The sequence below is a fragment of the Martinezella dioscoreae genome, from assembly GCF_009176305.1.
In the GTDB taxonomy this organism is placed as follows: domain Bacteria; phylum Pseudomonadota; class Alphaproteobacteria; order Rhizobiales; family Rhizobiaceae; genus Rhizobium; species Rhizobium dioscoreae.
This window is the reverse complement of sequence record NZ_BLAJ01000001.1, coordinates 308819-325037: the sequence shown is the minus strand read 5'-3', so window position 1 is coordinate 325037 and position 16219 is coordinate 308819. Positions and strand designations below refer to the sequence as shown.

Below are 16219 nucleotides of genomic sequence, written 5' to 3'. Positions count from 1 at the left end.
TCGGTTCGTCAGTGGTCCGTTATCTGCTGCGTAACCAGGCCGATATTCTTGTAACCGGCTTCCTGGATGCGCGACATGACGTCGGCAATTACGCCGTAGGGCGCCTTGCCGTCGCCACGCACGAAAATGCGTTCGTTGTAGCCCGTGGTCGCGATCGCCTGCAGCTTGGCGGCGATTTCGGCGACGTCGATCTGCGTTTCCTGCAGGAACACCTGGCCATCTGCCTTGATCGAGATGGTGATGGGCTGGGTCTGGGCGTTCAGCGCGCCCGCCTGCGTTTGCGGCAGGTCGATCGGCACGCCCGACGTCATCATCGGCGCCGCCACCATGAAGATGATCAGCAGCACGAGCATGACGTCGACCAGCGGCGTCACGTTGATATCGGCGATCGGGCCGCCCCGGCCGCCGCCGCGACGACCGCCTCGGCGGCCACCGCCGCCACCCTTGCCTCCAACAGACATTGCCATGTGAATTACTCCGGTTCTGTCCGCTACTTACTGTGCTGCCTGACGCGGCTGCAGCTTCTCATCGATCTGACGCGAAAGAATGGCGGAGAATTCATCCGCAAAACCTTCCATGCGCCCCGAGAGCTTGCCGGCATCGGCCGAGAACTTGTTGTAGGCGATAACCGCGGGAATAGCCGCGACCAGACCGATGGCGGTCGCGAGCAGCGCTTCGGCGATACCCGGCGCAACGACCGCAAGGTTGGTCGACTTCGAACCGGCGATCGCCTGGAACGAGGTCATGATACCAACGACGGTGCCGAAGAGACCGATGAACGGGCCAGCCGAACCGATGGTGGCAAGCGAACCCAGGCGGGCGACCAGATGTTCCGATTCACGCGCGAGCGTCACGTCCATGGCGCGGTCGATACGCATCTGCAGGCCGATCGGCGAACGGGCGCCGCGCTCGAAGGATTTCTTCCATTCGCGCATGGCCGCGACGAAGATGGCGCTGAGGCCCGTATTGTTGCGCTCCGAAAGCGTGCGGTAGAGCTCTTCGAGCGACTGGCCAGACCAGAAGACCTGCTCGAAATGATCGAACTGCCTGCGTGCCCGCGCGTAGCTCAGATATTTGTCGATGACGATCGCCCAGGTCCATACGGACGCTGCCAGCAGGCCGATCATAACGAGCTTGACCACCAGGCCCGCCTGCATGAAGAGCGACCAGAGGGTGATGTCCGGTGTGGTGGCCGCTGCCAGTGCTACTTGTTCCATTGATCCAAAATCCCCGAATCCAAACGCCCGGCGCTAGACCGGGCGGCTAAAAGTGATCTCACAAGAATTGTTTGGCAGCCGCCGCTGAACGCCCTGGTCAAGCCTTCCAAGCTTACAACTGCCTTCTTGCCGTCAAATTTGGTCAAAGGAAGGCGTGCACCGCACAAACTCCGACATAACCAGTAAGACACTATTATGGTTAAAAGAATGTTAGCGTCGAAACATGAAGGATTTAACGGCGGCGAAGGTTATTCTAGCTCCAGGGAAGAACTGACCGGACGAAACCGGCGGCAAACGCAGACAAATCTTGCGCGGCGAATTCCTTCACATAAAACTCAAGTTATTGCAAGCTGCCAGTTGCCAATCACCGTCGGCCCTCGACGAGACCGTCGTCACCGATCGAGGAGAACTTGAGTTCAACCGGCACTTTCCGATGCGGTCAGCATCTGTGCCGCCAGCTTTTCCGGCAGCCGGCGCGGGCGCCCCTTGGCGTTGATGACAGCGATGATGACCTTGGCTGCTATCAGCAGCATATCGTCGCGCCGGATCTCCTGGGACAGTACCATCTTGGCGCCGCCAGCCTTTTCGGTGACGGTCCGGATCGTCAGCACGTCATCCATGCGCGCCGGCCCCTTGAAATCGATCTCCATGCGATGGACAACGAAAACCAGCCCCTCCTCGTCGGCATTCAGGAGTTCACGCTGTTCCACGCCGAGACAACGCAGATAGTCCGTGCGTCCCCGCTCGAGGAAATGAAGGTAGCGCGCGTGATAGACGAGCCCGGAAAAATCCGTATCCTCATAGTAGACTCGCTGCACCAGCCGGTGGCTTCCGGCTTCCAGTTCCCCAGCAATCAGAAAGGGGCTGTTCATCGTTGCCGCATCTCCTTGAATGTCCGGCACCTCTTTGGCCGAAGTTCTGCCATCAAGCAAGCTTTGAACAATTGTCATAAACTCCGACTATCCGGAATCGCACCGGCTAGCGGATCGGCATGGAAGGAAGATCCTATGAAAATTGCGGTTATGGGCGGTGACGGATTCATCGGTTGGCCAACCTCTCTTCACCTCTCCGACGCCGGTCATGAGATCCACATCCTCGATAATCTCTCTCGCCGATGGATCGATACCGAGCTGGGTGTCCAGTCGCTGACGCCGATGGATTCGATTCAGGAACGCACCCGCATATGGCACGCCGAAACTGGCCGCCGGATCCATTTCCACCTGATCGATTTGGCCAAGGACTATGAGCTCCTGAAGAAGTGGCTGGCCGAGCATCGCCCCGATGCCATCGTGCATTTCGCCGAGCAGCGCGCCGCCCCCTATTCGATGAAGAGCGACCGGCACAAGAACTACACGGTCAACAACAACGTCAACGCCACGCATAATCTCCTGAACGCGCTCGTCGAGCTCAACCTCGACTCGCATCTCGTGCATCTCGGCACGATGGGCGTCTATGGCTATTCGACGATCGGCGCCGCTATCCCCGAAGGCTATCTACCGGTCGGCATCGAGACGACCGATGGCCGCACCGTCAGCCAGGAGATCCTCTATCCGGCCAATCCTGGCTCCATCTACCATATGACGAAGTGCCTCGATCAGCTGCTCTTTCAGTTTTATGCCAAGAATGACGGGCTGAGGATTACCGATCTGCATCAGGGCATCGTCTGGGGGACCCATACGGAGCAGACGCGCCGTCACGAACAATTGATCAACCGTTTCGACTATGACGGCGACTATGGAACGGTGCTCAACCGCTTCCTCATCCAGGCGGCGATCGGCTATCCCTTGACCGTACACGGCACCGGCGGCCAGACCCGCGCCTTCATCCATATCCAGGACTCGGTGCGCTGCATCGAACTGGCGCTAAAGAACCCGCCGGCCCGCGGCGCCCGCGTCGAAATCTTCAACCAGATGACGGAAACGCATCGCGTGCGCGATCTCGCCGAGATGATCGCCAAGATGAGCGGCGCGGAAGTCGTGCGCCTGCCCAATCCGCGCAAGGAAGCTCCGGAGAACGAGCTGATCGTCAAGAACGACAAATTCCTCGATCTCGGCCTGGCGCCGATTACACTCGAGGCGGGTCTCCTCGGCGAAATCGTCGATGTCGCCAAGAAATATGCCTATCGCGTCGACCGCTCGCGCGTGCCGGCCATCTCTGCCTGGACCAAGGATCTCGCCGCGACGGTCAACCATGATCCCGAAGGCAAGAGGTTGAAATCCGTGTCATGATGCCGGGTAGCGAAATGCTGCAGGGATTGCGCCCGCAAACCCGGCCCCGCGCCGGCCAGGCGTTTGTGACACTGGTCACGAACGCCGACTACGCGATGGGTGCCGTTGCGCTGGCGCGCTCGATCGTCCACAGCGGCACCAAGGCCGATATCGTCGTGCTGCATACGGAAGGGGTTAGCGAAAACGACCTCGCCCCATTGGCAGCACTCGACTGCCGGCTGGTGGAAGTCGAGCATCTTCCCTTGTCGGATGCCTTCAACGAGCGGCATGCCCGCGGCAACCTGCACACCGCCGCCCCCTTTACCAAGGGTCGCAAGCCTTCCTTCCACACGCCGCTCGACAATTTCTGCAAACTGCGGCTCTGGCAGCTGATCGAATATGACACTTGTGTCTTCATCGATGCAGATGCTCTGGTGCTGCGCAATGTCGATAGGCTCTTCGACTATCCGGAATTTTCGGCAGCACCGAACGTCTACGAAAGCCTTGCGGATTTCCATCGGTTGAATTCCGGCGTCTTCGTCGCCAAGCCGTCGCTTGCGACCTTTCGGCACATGCTGGAACTGCTCGATCGCCCCGACGTCTTCTGGCGGCGCACGGACCAGACCTTTCTCGAGGCCTTCTTCCCGGATTGGCACGGACTGCCCATCTTCATGAACATGCTGCAATATGTCTGGTTCAGCATGCCTGAGCTCTGGAACTGGAACAGCGTCTCGATCCTGCACTATCAATATGAAAAGCCCTGGGAGGAAAACCATCCCAAGGCCGAGCAGCTGAGACCGCTGATCGAGCTGTGGCATAGCTTCCATACCGGCCGGAACCTGCCCGATATCGCTACACTTACAAATCCGCAGGCCGCGGCATGAAGGTCCTCATCTCGGGCGGAACAGGCCTCGTCGGCCGATACATCGCCGAAGAGCTGCTATCAGCCGGATACAAGGTTGCGATCGGCGGGCGCAATCCGCCTCCCTCGGGCCTCTTTTCGCAGCCTGTCTCTTTTGTCCCCTTAAGCCTTGATCCGACGGGAAATCAGAGCGGCGCTTTCGACGATGCCTATTTTTTTGTGCACGCCGCCTTTAGCCATGTAGCCGGTAAATATCGCGGTGGCGAAGGGGAAGATCCGGAAGGCTTTCGCCGGCTCAATCTCAATGGGACGGTTAAGTTGTTCGAGACGGCGCGGAAGGCCGGCATGCGTCGCTGCATCTTTCTCTCCTCCCGCGCCGTCTATGGAGACGGGATTTCCGGAGAGGAGCTGACCGAGGCGATCAAGCCGATGCCAAACACGCTCTACGGCGAGGTGAAGCGCGACGCCGAACACGCACTTTTTTCTCTGTCCGCACCCGGTTTCATAACCGCGAGCTTGAGGGCGACGGGCGTCTATGGTGACCTGCGGCCCAATAAATGGGATGACCTGTTCGACGATTATCTGGATGGCAAGCCGGTTCCTTTCCGGTCAGGAACCGAGGTTCACGGCCGCGACCTCGGTCGTGCGGTTCGTCTTCTGCTGGAAACAGAAGCCGGCCGCATGGACGGTGAGGCCTTCAACTTGTCGGATATTCTGACCGACACGCGCGAGATCCTTAGCCACCTCCAGACAGCAACCGGCTGTCCACACGCGCCGCCAGTTCCAGCGGAGCGCGGCGCAGTCAATGTCATGGATACGTCAAAAATCCAAGCCCTTGGCTGGCGAGGCGGCGGAAAGGCCCTGCTCAAGCAAACAATAGAGACACTGGCTAAATCGGCGCACCAAAAGGCCGGTATCAACGCATCAGCTTCGTTTCGTCCCAACCAAGCGCTGCCAATTCATCGCCCCTGAAGCGCGCATCGTCTGAAACGATGAACTCGTCGAGCTGCGGCGGCGCGACGCTGGTTCCGGCCAGCATGGCATGCACCTGACCGCGATGATGCGTCTGATGCTGGAACAGATGGTTCAGCACATCATCCGCCCTCTCGCGCTGGATGCGGCCGTCGCGTTGGATATCGATGATCCACATCGCAGTCTCCGGCGTCAGCGCCTCGCAGAACGCGACCAGCCTGCGATCGACATCGGCCTGTTCCTGGCTCAGCTCGTCCAGCCGATCATAGGGCTCCTCGATGTCAAAAGCTTTGAGGCCCAGAGTCCCGCCTTCCAGCGCATCGACATAGAACCAGTCCACCGTCAGAATATGATTGAGGGTTGCCTTGATCGACGGAAAGAAGCTCACGCGCTTGGCCTCAAATTCGCCGGGCCGCAGGGCCGCACAGGCACGATGCAGTCGGACATTCGCCAATGCGCTGTTATAGGCAAGCTTGCGAAAGCTGCGAACCGGATCGAAAGCGGACATAAAGCCTCCTCCTCAAGCCTTGTCGAGATCACCATCCCGCCAGACGAGATGGCGAGACATCAGCGGCAGGTTTTCGATTTCTTCGGCGATGAAATAGGGCGGGATATCGAGCGCCACCAGCGCTTCCCGCGTCGCTCGTACCCATTTGAACTCCAGCTCATCATCGCCATCCTGGATTCGATGCACGATCTTCGTGGGATCGAAGGGAAAATCCGCCGGAATCTCCATCAGGTAGTAGAGGCCGAGCTCATGCCAATCCATCTCTTCGTAATGGAAGAAATTCTCGACCGACCAGAGCAGACGCCTGACCGTAACCTCGACGCCAAGCTCCTCAACCATTTCCCGCCGTAACGTCTCCTCCGAGGTCTCGCCGATCTCCGCCCGACCGCCCGGAAAGGTCCAAAACGTCTCATGCACGGCGCGATGCACCAGGACATGGCCGTCGCGAAATCCAAGCCCCGCGATGCGCATCTGGAAGCGCTGGGAACCGGCATTCAATCTGATGAGCTTGCGTTTCGACATCATCCCTATCCCACGTCGATCACGACGATTTCAGGCGGCACGCCGAAGCGTACCGGCGCGATGGAGCAGCCAAGGCCGCCGGACACGATAATATGGCGCTCCTCCTCGACGATATGGCCATAAACATACCGGTCACCGTAACGCGAGGGCGAATAAGGCGACCAGCCGAAAATCCTCACCTGCCCGCCATGCGTATGCCCCGACAAAGTGAGCGAGACACGCTGGGGAACGGCAGGAAAGATATCTGGCTCATGGGCGAGAAGGATGACCGGTGCGTCGTCGCCGATCTGCGCCATCGTGCCGCCGAGATCGTCCAGTCCTTTGGTAAGCGGCCTCTTCCAGCGCATGCTGCGGCGCAAGGCCAACTGGTCCTCGACGCCGGCAAGCCAGAAGCCTTGTCCATTCTTCTCCAGGCGCGCCGCGCGATTGGAATAGACTTCGATCCCGACAGCTTCCAATGCCCGATGGCTGAATGTCGGCCCATGACCGGTTCTCTGGGCGGTCGCGTCATGCCACCAGTCGTGATTGCCGATAATGGCGTGGACGCCAAGCGGCGCCTTCAGCTTCGCGAGCTCTGCCGCCCAGATGCGATGATCGACACGGTTGGTAATGAGATCTGTTCCTGACGTGTAATCGCCGAGCAGCAAGATGATGTCGCCACCAAGCTCATTGGCGCGGGCACAGATCGATGCAATGCGCTCGGCATTCATCCACGGCTCGCAGGCATGGAAATCGGCAAGCGCGACGATCCTGAGCTTGAGCCCAGGCGCCCATCCGGGTGGAGTCAGCGCATAACGCGTAACGTTAAGGCGAACGACCGGCTCGTATCCGAGGGCATATCCCCCGAGTGCCATCAATCCGAATATGCTGCCGCCGAAAAGCTTCAGGAAGGCACGACGGCCGAGCATTCAATCTTCCTCCCGGAACAACCCGAACTGCGCGGCCTCCAAATCCTTGGGCGGCTGCATGCCGAGATGTTTCCAGGCAATCGCAGTCAAAACACGGCCGCGCGGTGTACGCTGAATAAAGCCCTGCTGGATCATATAGGGCTCGATAATATCCTCGATGGCATCCCGCGGCTCGGAAAGCCCGGCTGCAATAGTTTCGATACCGACAGGCCCGCCGCCAAAATTGACCGCGATCATATTGAGGTAGCGCTTGTCGAGCTGGTCGAAACCAACATTATCAACGAGAAGCCGGGTCAAGGCCTCGTCGGCAATCTCGCGCGTCACCGCTTCGACCTTGGCGACTTCGGCGAAATCGCGCACGCGACGCAGCAAGCGGCCGGCAATGCGCGGCGTGCCGCGAGCGCGTCTTGCAATCTCGCGCGCGCCCTCGTCGGTCATACCGAGGCCCATCAGCCTGGCACCGCGCCGAACGATCAGCTCCAGCTCCTCCACCGTATAGAAGCTCAACCGCACCGGAATGCCGAAACGGTCACGCAGCGGCGTTGTCAGCAGGCCGAGGCGGGTAGTCGCGGCGACCAGCGTGAACTTGGCGAGATCGATCTTCACCGAACGCGCCGCCGGGCCCTCGCCGATGATCAGATCGAGCTGGAAATCCTCCATCGCCGGATAAAGAATTTCCTCGACAGCCGGATTGAGACGATGGATTTCGTCGATGAAGAGCACGTCCCGCTCTTCTAGATTGGTGAGCAGCGCCGCAAGATCACCCGCCTTGGCGATGACCGGACCGGACGTCGAGCGGAAATTGACGCCGAGTTCCTTTGCCATGATCTGCGCCAGCGTCGTCTTGCCGAGGCCGGGCGGGCCGACGAACAGCACATGGTCCAGCGCCTCACCGCGGCCCTTGGCCGCTTCGATGAAGACCTTCAGATTGGCGCGCGCTTCCGCCTGGCCGGTAAACTCGTCCAGCGATTGCGGCCTGAGCGTCGCATCGATGTCTTCGCCCCGCTTTTCCGGCGATATCAGACGTGCGGCTTCACTCATGTCAGAGGTTCCATTCCCGGTATGCGTTTCGCAGGTCCCGCGCCGAAGGCAGCATTCGTTCTGCCGCACTCAAAATAGTCTTCGACAACAAAGCACCACATGTCGATCTCCCGACGTTGCGACAATAGTCAGGATTGCGGAAGGTGCAAAGCCTCACCGCGACAGTTCCTTCAAGCCGAGCCGGATCAGCTTTGCGCTGTCGGCGCCCTCACCGGCCGTTTTCATCGCCGCGGCAATGGCGTTGGCGGCCTGATCGCGGGAATAGCCGAGATTGGTGAGCGCCGAAACCGCGTCGGCAACGGGTGCTGCGGCAACACCCTCCCCAAGCTCTTGCTTGAGCCCGATATTGGCGGCATCGCCAGCAAAAGCGGGGGCCTTGTTCTTCAGTTCCGTCACGATACGCATCGCAACCTTCGGACCGACACCCGGCGCTCGCGAAACGGCGGCGCGATCCTGCAAGGCGATCGCATTGGCCAGCTCGGCCGGCGTCAGCGTCGACAGCAGCGCCAGCGCCACCTTCGCGCCGACGCCTTGAACCGTCTGCACGATGTTGAACCATTCGCGTTCCAGCGCCGTCATGAAGCCGAAAAGGCGGATCTGGTCTTCACGGACATAGGTCTCGATGAAGAGAATGCAGGCCTCGCCGATGGAACCGAGCTTCGACAGCGTCCGGGCCGAGCAATAGGCGACGTAGCAGACGCCGTGCACGTCCACGAGCACATAGTCCTCGCCGATCTCTTCGATTGTGCCTTTCAGCTTGCCGATCATGGATAATGTCCGTCAGGGATGGGTTTCTGGGGTGATGAGGTCGAGCGAGGGGAAGTAGGAGCGGTAGCCCTTGGGATCTCGCGTCAATATAGAGTAGCCCCGCACTGCAGCGTGTGCTCCGATCAGAAAGTCTGGAAGAATGTGCTCTCTCCCACCGCCAGCCTGACGATAGACCCTAAAAGCCGCCGCTGCGGCGAATGCTGCTGGCCAGGGAAGGCTTTCACGGCGAAATTCGCTTTGCGGCAGCAGCTCATCCACTTGATCCATGCTGCTATAACGCACAGAGAATTCCGCGTAGATAATGGGGTTGATAACCACCGGTCCTCGCTTGAAAGCGGAAAGAACCTGACCACTGGACCAGCCGTGCCAGGCTGAACCAGATATCGCCAGGTCAACCAACACATTTGTGTCGACGATGGTGACCATGCCTACCGGTCACGCGTCATCGACATCAGCGCTTCGGCGTCGATATCCTGATCACCGGTGCCTTCCAGGCGCTTGAGGGTAGCCATGAACCGATCGAGCCGCTGCCGATCCTCGATCTCTCGCTTGCCGTTCTTGGGCGAGACAACCAGCTTTCCATCCTCGATGGAGAATATGACCTCGCTATTGAGCTCTATGCCAGCCAACTGACGCAAGTCGCGGGGGATGGTCACCTGTCCTTTGGATGTCACACGCATTCTTACTCTCCAATTACAGAGTAAGAATTATCATTACCATAGGAACAAGTCAAGAACAAACTATCCTGCCAACGCCGCCTGCCGCAGCCGTCTGGCACCGCGGTTGTGGGCATGACAGACAGCAATGGCGAGCGCATCCGCGGCGTCATTACCCTTGAACTCGACCTTGGGCATCAGGATCTTCAGCATCATGTGGATCTGCTGCTTCTCACCGTGGCCGACGCCGATGACGGCCTTCTTGACCGCATTTGGCGCATATTCCGACACCGGCAGGCCGGCGCGTGCCGGCACCAGCATGACGACGCCACGCGCTTGGCCGAGCTTCAGCGTCGCCACCGCATCCTTGTTGACGAAAGTCTGTTCGACGGCAGCCTCGTCCGGCTTGTAGCTGTGAACGACATCAGCGAGCCCGTCATGAAGCTGGCAAAGGCGGGATGCGAGATCCATATCGCCATCCGAGGTCACGGTCCCCGACGCCACGAAGCGCAGGGAATTGCCAAGCGTATCGATGATACCCCAGCCGGTGCGGCGCAAGCCCGGATCGATGCCGATGATGCGAATCGTATTCTGCATGGGTCAAACCTATCTTTCGGGCCTGACATGTGCCAGCAAAATGTGAACAAAACAAAAACAAGGCACAGATTGCGATTGTCGGAGCCGCGCTGAAAACATCGTGACGAAATTGCGGCGTCAGGGTTTGGAATGAGGAAGTCGCGCTCCTACATGTGCTAGCAACCCTCCCTTCCACCACGCAGGTTTCTTGCCATGGTCCCCTTTTCCATCCTCGATCTTTCGCCCGTTGCCGAAGGCAGCACCATCAGCCAGTCCTTCGAGAGTTCGAAGCGCATGGCGCAGAAGGCGGAAGAACTTGGTTACAATCGATTCTGGCTAGCCGAGCATCACGGCATGCCGGGTGTCGCCAGCGCCGCGACATCGGTCGTCATCGGCCATGTCGGCGCGGCAACCTCGCGCATCCGCATCGGTTCGGGCGGCGTCATGCTGCCGAACCATTCGCCGCTCGTCATTGCCGAACAGTTCGGCACGCTGGAAGCATTGTTCCCCGGTCGCGTCGATCTCGGCCTTGGGCGCGCACCGGGCACCGACATGCGCACCGCGCAAGCCCTTCGGCGGAATATCGAGGCCGGTGCGCAGAGCTTCCCTCAGGATATCGTCGAACTACAGCATCTCTTCAGCCCAGCCGACGACAACCAGATCATCCTCGCCGTTCCCGGCCATGGCGCCAACATCCCTATCTGGCTGCTCGGGTCCAGCCTCTACAGCGCCCATCTCGCCGCCATGCTCGGTCTCCCCTACGCCTTCGCCTCGCATTTTGCACCGGAAGCCCTGATGGACGCCATCGCCATCTATCGCGAGCGCTTCACGCCTTCGGCCACATTGGACAAGCCCTATGTCATGGTCGGCGCGATGGGTGCTGTGGCGGATACGGATGACGAGGCGCAATATCACTTCACCTCCGCACAGCAGCAATTCGTCAATCTCCGCCGCAACGTGCGTGGCCCCTTCCCGCACCCACGCAGCGACATGGACGATTTCTGGACGCCGATGGAAAAACTGAATGTGGAAAATACGCTGCGCTATGCCGTCGTCGGTTCGCCGGCGACAGCGGAGGCGAAGCTTTCACAGTTCATCAAGGACACGGAAGCCGATGAAGTCATCATTTCGATGCCGATCCATGACATCGAGGCGCGCTTGAAGTCGGTAGAGCTGTTCGCATCGCTTCCCAGCTTTAAGAAGGTCTCCTGACTTTCAGGCAGACTACGCGGTGAGCCGATCTCATATACGCGGCTCACCGGGTGCTCGATATGCTCAGGCCACCAGCCTCGTCTTCCAATGACGCCGGATGAGCATGTCGAGCGACAGCTTGCCGGCGCCGGCGACGATCAGAGCAAACATACCGCCCGCGATCGCCAGATCCTTTTCGAAATGCAGCAGTTCGTTGTGGCTGGCGAAGTTCGTGTGAAAGAGCAGCGCCGTCAACAAGCAGAACAGGCCCAAACCGAATGCCGCCAGGCGGGTCATCAACCCGAACGCAATGGCAAAGCCGGCGCCAAGTTGCAGCACGATGGTTGCAATCTCGACGGGAGCGGTGACGCCAAGCTTGGCCATAGCCTCCAACGCAACGTCAAAATTGCTGGCAAGTTCGATACCCTCTTCCAGAAAGAGCAGCGATAAGAGGATGCGGCCGAACAGCAGCGCCATATCGGCGAAGTTGACCAGAATGGCATCCTCCTCTTCGAATTCCATGACCTTTCTCCTTCCCGTGATAAGTTCACCGAAGCTCCGATCATCCCCGGCAGCACCTCCAAGACATGGTCAAAGGGAAATGCCGCCGGAACGATGGAGATCGGGCCTCAGTTGCTGGCCTTGGCTGATATCGCCTTGGTCAGATCCTCAAGCTCCTCGCATCCATTAGGGCAAAGCTTGGTCAGCGTTGCCAGCTGCTCGCGGGCCTTGGGCATGTCGCCGGTCTCGACATAGAGTTCGCCGAGATATTCGTGCGCGCCCTTGTGATCAGGCTGTAATTCGAGAGCCTTGGTGTAGTAGGTGAGCGACGTCTTGAAGTCGCCGGTCTTGCGCAGGGTGAAGCCCATCAGATTGTAGACATCAGCCTGCTGGTGCTCTTCGGCGATATCGCGAAGCTCGGCAAGCGCGCCGGCATAGTCCTTCGCGTCGATCTTGGCACGCACGGAGGTCAGGTCCGGTGCATCGGTCGATTCCATATTATCGACGGCAAAGGCAACGCTTGCCGTTGCGGCCGGAAGAATGGCAACGGCACACAGGCCGGCGATCCCGAAAATGGCATGTCTGAACATGGTAGTTGCTCCTCTTTCTGGCCGCTCAGGCCTGGATGGTGGGGGTGAAGCCGTACGCATTGCCGTCCTTGACGAAGGTGCCGGAGCCCGGGAATGGGAAGTGCGAGCCGCAAATCCTGATCTTGTCGGCAATGACGCGGTCGATCAGCCTGCGGCGGGTGGCGACGGCCATCGGGCCGTCCTGGTCGTAGGCGCCTTCCCATTCCGGATGAGGTGCAAGCAGCGCCGGCACATACATGATGTCGGCTGAGACCATCAGCTGTTCGCTGCCGCCATCGATGAGGAAGACCGAATGGCCGGGTGTGTGACCATAGGCGGCGAGCATATGCACGCCCGGCACCACTTCGGCATTGTCGTCGACCAGCTTCCAGTTCTTCCATGTCGGAAAGAAGGAGGCGATGCGCCGGCCGGCTTCCTTGCGGCCCTCCGCCAGCTTGTCGACACGGCCGGGATCGGTCCACCAGTTGTATTCGGCCGCGTTGACGATCAGCTCGGCATTCGGGAAGACGGCCGCATTCGTTCCCTTTTCCATTAGGCCCCAGACGTGATCCGGATGGAAATGCGAGATCATGATCGTATCGATCTTCTTGTAGTCGATGCCGGCGGCAGCCATGTTGGCCGGCAGATGCGTGGCATTGGTTTGCCACTGTCCGACACCGGAGCCGGCATCCATCATGATCTTGCGGCCACCGATATCGAGAACGACGACGGTCAGCGGAATGGGCATGAACTCTGTAGTGAGACCGGCCTTGGAAAGCGCTTCCTTGGTGTCTTCGACGGAGGCGTTCTTGATGAAGGCCGGATCGTGCGGCTTGCGCCAGATGCCGTCATAGATGGCCGTGACCTCGATCGAACCGACCTTGTATTTGTAGAAGCCGACCGTCGGCTCCAGCGGCGTGGCGGCAAAGGCTTGCGGTATGAATTCGAGCTTCGACGACAGCCCGAAGGCTGCCGCAGCTGCAGCCGTGCCGAGCACGGCGCGGCGGGTCATATCAAACATCGCAATATCTCCTCAGGGTTATGGCTTTCGGGCCAGGCGGAGGTCGCAAGCAATTGCGGCCGTCCACTGAGGAAGAAGATCGATGGTGATGAGCGCTTATTCCCCCTCGACCGAAGATTTCTTGCAAGCCATTGAAATCCATTCGATTATTTTAGCGATGGGAGATTGACGGATGGGACGGCGGACATTCCGCATTCCTTGGCTTCGACTTTTTTCATCCGACCGGGAATAAAATCCGCGCAAGCGCGATCTAGCCTCTTAGGCAACATTGCAAGCGCCTCATCCGAAGCTTACAGTCGGCATCGGCGTTTTGCGGGGATCATGATGACAGACGCCCGACTTGTGAGTTCGATAACGCTCGGCGGCCAGCTCCACCCATGGACATGGCACTCGCCGCAAAACACCGCGATCAGCAGGTTTGCGCGATTTCTGGCTCGCCTGCGTCGTTTCATTGCCGAGGCGAAGCCCAGCAATCACGCCGTCCAGATGGCGGTCGCTCAATCCACTGCCAGCGCGGCGCCATTGAAACGTGTGATCGTCTCGCCTGACGAGAGCATGCGCCGTTTCCAGCAAACGATCATCCCGCATCTCGACGCCGCCTATAACTTTGCGCGTTTCCTGAGCCGCGACGCCGATGCCGCGCAGGATATCGTGCAGGAGGCATATCTGCGCGCCTATCGCGGCTTTGGCGGCTTTCGCGATGGCGATGCCCGCGCCTGGACCTTCACCATCGTCCGCAACTGCTATCACGCCTGGCTGCAGGAGGGGCGGCGCAAGAGCCGCTATGAGCAGCCGATGACGGACGAACGGGATTCGGATGAGGGCTTGTCCTCTCCTGATCCTGCCTCCGAAGAGGACACGCCCGAGGCCGCCTTCATCCGCAAGTCGGAAACGCAGCGGGTGCGCGAGGTCATCAACCGGTTGCCTGATGCCATGCGCGAGGTTCTGGTTCTGCGCGAACTCGAAGATCTCTCCTACAAGGAAATCGCCGAGATCATCGACGCACCGATCGGCACCGTCATGTCGCGCCTTGCCCGCGCCCGCCACGATTTCGGCGAGGTCTGGCGCAGCCTCGAAGGACCGGAGGCGGCACGATGAGCGGCGGAGACCACAATGATCACGGCGAATGGAACGATCTCCTGCACGGCTTCATCGACGGCGAACTGGACGCAGCCAATGCCGCCCGCTTCGAGGCGCATCTGGCGACTTGCCGGGACTGCGCCGGCGAGATGGAGAATGCCCTGATGGTCAAGCGTCTTTCCGCACGCGAGGGTGTGAAATGGCAAGCGCCTGATACCATCCATGCCCGCGTGCAGGCGGCACTCACGCTGGAGCAATCCATGATGAGGCGTGCAACCGGAGCCCCGAGCCAAACGGAGAGCCCATGGCAGCGCGTTTGGCGATTGGTTCGCGAATGGAGCTTCGTGCCCTCGCTTGCCGTTCTCGCCGCCAGCCTCATGCTGGTACTGAACCTTCCGCAGCAGAGCCAGACGATCGAAGATCAGCTTCTCGCAAGCCATGTGCGCTCGATGCTCGCGGATCACCTGACCGACGTGCTGACCTCGGACCAGCACACGGTCAAACCATGGTTCAACGGCAAAATCGATTTCTCCCCGCCCGTGGTCGATCTCGCCACACAGGGCTTCCCTCTCGTCGGCGGCCGGGTGGATTACCTCGATGGTCGCGTGGTGCCGGCGCTGATCTATCGCCGGCACGGCCATGTCATCAATCTCTTCATCTGGCCGGGTGCTGCGGGAGCCAAAACCAATGCCGAGAAGGAGGGCTATAATTTCGTCGAATGGCATGCGGATGGACTGGTCTTCTGGGCCGTCTCCGATGTCGCCGCACCGGATCTCTCCACCTTCCGCGACGATTTTATTCGCGCGACAGCCCCATAACGCAAAAAGCCGGCCGCATCGCTGCAGCCGGCTTTCTTGAATAACTACAAAGGATCAGGCCGAGAGCTTGGCCAGAACTTCGTCCGAAACTTCGAAATTCGAATAGACGTTCTGGACGTCATCATCGTCTTCCAGGTTTTCGATGAGCTTCATCAGCGACTGGGCCTTTTCTTCGTCGACCGGCACGTTGTTCTGCGCGCGCCAGATCGCCTTGACGGTTTCGGCTTCGCCGAGTGTCGCTTCGAGCGCCTTGGCAACTTCGCCGAGGGATTCGAAGGCGCAGATGATCACATGGCCTTCTTCGTCGCTTTCGACGTCATCGGCACCGGCCTCGATCGCCGCTTCCATGACCTTGTCGGCATCGCCGGCGGAAGGCTTGTAGGTGATTTCGCCGACGTGATCGAAGGAGAAAGACACCGAACCGGTTTCGCCCAGCGCACCGCCGGCCTTGGTGAAGATCGAGCGGACGTTGGACGCCGTGCGGTTGCGGTTGTCAGTCAGCGCTTCGACGATGATCGCCGTGCCGCCCGGACCATAGCCCTCGTAACGGATCGCATCGTAATTCTCGGTGTCGGCACCGGAAGCCTTCTTGATGGCACGATCGATGTTGTCCTTCGGCATCGACTGCGCCTTGGCGTTCTGGATCGCCAGACGCAGGCTCGCGTTCATGGCCGGATCGGGCAGACCCGTCTTGGCAGCGACCGTGATTTCGCGCGCCAGCTTCGAGAACATTTTCGAGCGCACCGCGTCCTGACGGCCCTTGCGGTGCATGATGTTTTTAAACTGTGAATGGCCAGCCATG

At 59.8% G+C, this 16219-nt stretch carries 21 protein-coding genes; 6 read left to right on the top strand and 15 right to left on the bottom strand.

The annotated features are described in order from the left end of the window. Positions 1–8: 8 nt before the first annotated feature. From tolR to ybgC, 3 genes are all read right to left on the bottom strand, one after another. Positions 9–467 carry a protein TolR gene (gene tolR / locus GDN47_RS01565; protein ID WP_069611827.1) on the bottom strand — a complete coding sequence of 153 codons (459 nt, stop codon included), beginning with the start codon at positions 465–467 and terminating at the stop codon, positions 9–11. Between the two features lie 27 nt (positions 468–494). Further along, on the bottom strand, positions 495–1217 hold the full coding sequence (tolQ, locus tag GDN47_RS01560; protein WP_047629119.1) for a protein TolQ: 723 nt from the start codon (positions 1215–1217) through the stop codon (positions 495–497). 416 nt (positions 1218–1633) lie between these two features. Continuing rightward, complete coding sequence (gene ybgC / locus GDN47_RS01555) at positions 1634–2089, bottom strand: tol-pal system-associated acyl-CoA thioesterase (protein WP_069611881.1); 456 nt, start codon at positions 2087–2089, stop codon at positions 1634–1636. 135 nt (positions 2090–2224) lie between these two features. Here ybgC and GDN47_RS01550 point away from each other — a divergent pair, with 135 nt between their 5' ends. Genes GDN47_RS01550 through GDN47_RS01540 form a run of 3 tightly spaced genes read left to right on the top strand, consistent with a single transcriptional unit; the run spans position 2225 to position 5258 of the window. Next, positions 2225–3445 (top strand): NAD-dependent epimerase/dehydratase family protein, encoded by a 1221-nt coding sequence (locus tag GDN47_RS01550; protein WP_145632017.1) that lies wholly within the window; start codon positions 2225–2227, stop codon positions 3443–3445. Further along, the gene (locus tag GDN47_RS01545; protein WP_233788681.1) at positions 3445–4308 is read left to right on the top strand and encodes a glycosyltransferase; all 864 of its coding nucleotides are present in this window, start codon (positions 3445–3447) and stop codon (positions 4306–4308) included. Before GDN47_RS01550 ends, GDN47_RS01545 begins: the two co-directional genes overlap by 1 nt. Next, the gene (locus tag GDN47_RS01540) at positions 4305–5258 is read left to right on the top strand and encodes an NAD-dependent epimerase/dehydratase family protein (protein ID WP_145632015.1); all 954 of its coding nucleotides are present in this window, start codon (positions 4305–4307) and stop codon (positions 5256–5258) included. Before GDN47_RS01545 ends, GDN47_RS01540 begins: the two co-directional genes overlap by 4 nt. Here the strand turns inward: GDN47_RS01540 and GDN47_RS01535 are convergent. The 8 genes from GDN47_RS01535 to ruvC all read right to left on the bottom strand — a co-directional run bounded on the left by GDN47_RS01535 (position 5203) and on the right by ruvC (position 10258). Beyond that, positions 5203–5766, bottom strand: a complete 564-nt coding sequence (locus tag GDN47_RS01535; protein WP_145632013.1) for a DinB family protein — start codon at positions 5764–5766, stop codon at positions 5203–5205. The two genes, GDN47_RS01540 and GDN47_RS01535, sit on opposite strands and share 56 nt — an antisense overlap. A gap of 12 nt (positions 5767–5778) precedes the next feature. Continuing rightward, positions 5779–6288, bottom strand: coding sequence for an NUDIX hydrolase (locus GDN47_RS01530; protein ID WP_173002430.1), 510 nt, complete (start codon positions 6286–6288; stop codon positions 5779–5781). A 5-nt stretch (positions 6289–6293) separates the two neighbouring features. Then, positions 6294–7196 carry a metallophosphoesterase gene (locus tag GDN47_RS01525; protein ID WP_113330349.1) on the bottom strand — a complete coding sequence of 301 codons (903 nt, stop codon included), beginning with the start codon at positions 7194–7196 and terminating at the stop codon, positions 6294–6296. Continuing rightward, complete coding sequence (gene ruvB, locus GDN47_RS01520; protein WP_113250509.1) at positions 7197–8237, bottom strand: Holliday junction branch migration DNA helicase RuvB; 1041 nt, start codon at positions 8235–8237, stop codon at positions 7197–7199. A gap of 153 nt (positions 8238–8390) precedes the next feature. Beyond that, positions 8391–9005 (bottom strand): Holliday junction branch migration protein RuvA, encoded by a 615-nt coding sequence (gene ruvA / locus GDN47_RS01515; RefSeq protein WP_113330350.1) that lies wholly within the window; start codon positions 9003–9005, stop codon positions 8391–8393. A 12-nt stretch (positions 9006–9017) separates the two neighbouring features. Then, a complete protein-coding gene (locus GDN47_RS01510) occupies positions 9018–9431 on the bottom strand; it encodes a type II toxin-antitoxin system VapC family toxin (protein WP_145632007.1) in 414 nt (137 codons plus the stop codon). A 2-nt stretch (positions 9432–9433) separates the two neighbouring features. Continuing rightward, entirely contained in the window at positions 9434–9685 is a 252-nt protein-coding gene (locus GDN47_RS01505; RefSeq protein WP_069611835.1) for an AbrB/MazE/SpoVT family DNA-binding domain-containing protein, read from the bottom strand. A gap of 60 nt (positions 9686–9745) precedes the next feature. Then, complete coding sequence (gene ruvC / locus GDN47_RS01500; protein WP_152092564.1) at positions 9746–10258, bottom strand: crossover junction endodeoxyribonuclease RuvC; 513 nt, start codon at positions 10256–10258, stop codon at positions 9746–9748. 192 nt (positions 10259–10450) lie between these two features. Between ruvC and GDN47_RS01495 the strand changes: the two genes are divergently transcribed. Further along, positions 10451–11449 (top strand): LLM class flavin-dependent oxidoreductase, encoded by a 999-nt coding sequence (locus tag GDN47_RS01495; RefSeq protein ID WP_145632005.1) that lies wholly within the window; start codon positions 10451–10453, stop codon positions 11447–11449. A gap of 63 nt (positions 11450–11512) precedes the next feature. On the opposite strand, the gene GDN47_RS01490 is transcribed toward GDN47_RS01495, so the two are convergent. The 3 genes from GDN47_RS01490 to GDN47_RS01480 all read right to left on the bottom strand — a co-directional run bounded on the left by GDN47_RS01490 (position 11513) and on the right by GDN47_RS01480 (position 13519). Beyond that, complete coding sequence (locus GDN47_RS01490) at positions 11513–11950, bottom strand: DoxX family protein (protein ID WP_152092563.1); 438 nt, start codon at positions 11948–11950, stop codon at positions 11513–11515. A gap of 107 nt (positions 11951–12057) precedes the next feature. Next, positions 12058–12519, bottom strand: a complete 462-nt coding sequence (locus GDN47_RS01485) for a tetratricopeptide repeat protein (protein ID WP_145632001.1) — start codon at positions 12517–12519, stop codon at positions 12058–12060. Positions 12520–12544: 25 nt separating this feature from the next. After that, positions 12545–13519: an MBL fold metallo-hydrolase gene (locus GDN47_RS01480; protein ID WP_152092562.1), complete on the bottom strand. Its 975-nt coding sequence runs from the start codon at positions 13517–13519 to the stop codon at positions 12545–12547. Positions 13520–13843: 324 nt separating this feature from the next. On the opposite strand from GDN47_RS01480, the gene GDN47_RS01475 reads away from it, so the two are divergent. Both GDN47_RS01475 and GDN47_RS01470 read left to right on the top strand, forming a co-directional pair. Next, a complete protein-coding gene (locus GDN47_RS01475; RefSeq protein WP_233788674.1) occupies positions 13844–14617 on the top strand; it encodes a sigma-70 family RNA polymerase sigma factor in 774 nt (257 codons plus the stop codon). Next, a complete protein-coding gene (locus tag GDN47_RS01470) occupies positions 14614–15417 on the top strand; it encodes an anti-sigma factor family protein (protein ID WP_152092561.1) in 804 nt (267 codons plus the stop codon). Before GDN47_RS01475 ends, GDN47_RS01470 begins: the two co-directional genes overlap by 4 nt. A 54-nt stretch (positions 15418–15471) precedes the next feature. On the opposite strand, the gene GDN47_RS01465 is transcribed toward GDN47_RS01470, so the two are convergent. Next, positions 15472–16218: a YebC/PmpR family DNA-binding transcriptional regulator gene (locus tag GDN47_RS01465; RefSeq protein WP_069611841.1), complete on the bottom strand. Its 747-nt coding sequence runs from the start codon at positions 16216–16218 to the stop codon at positions 15472–15474. Position 16219: the final 1 nt, after the last annotated feature.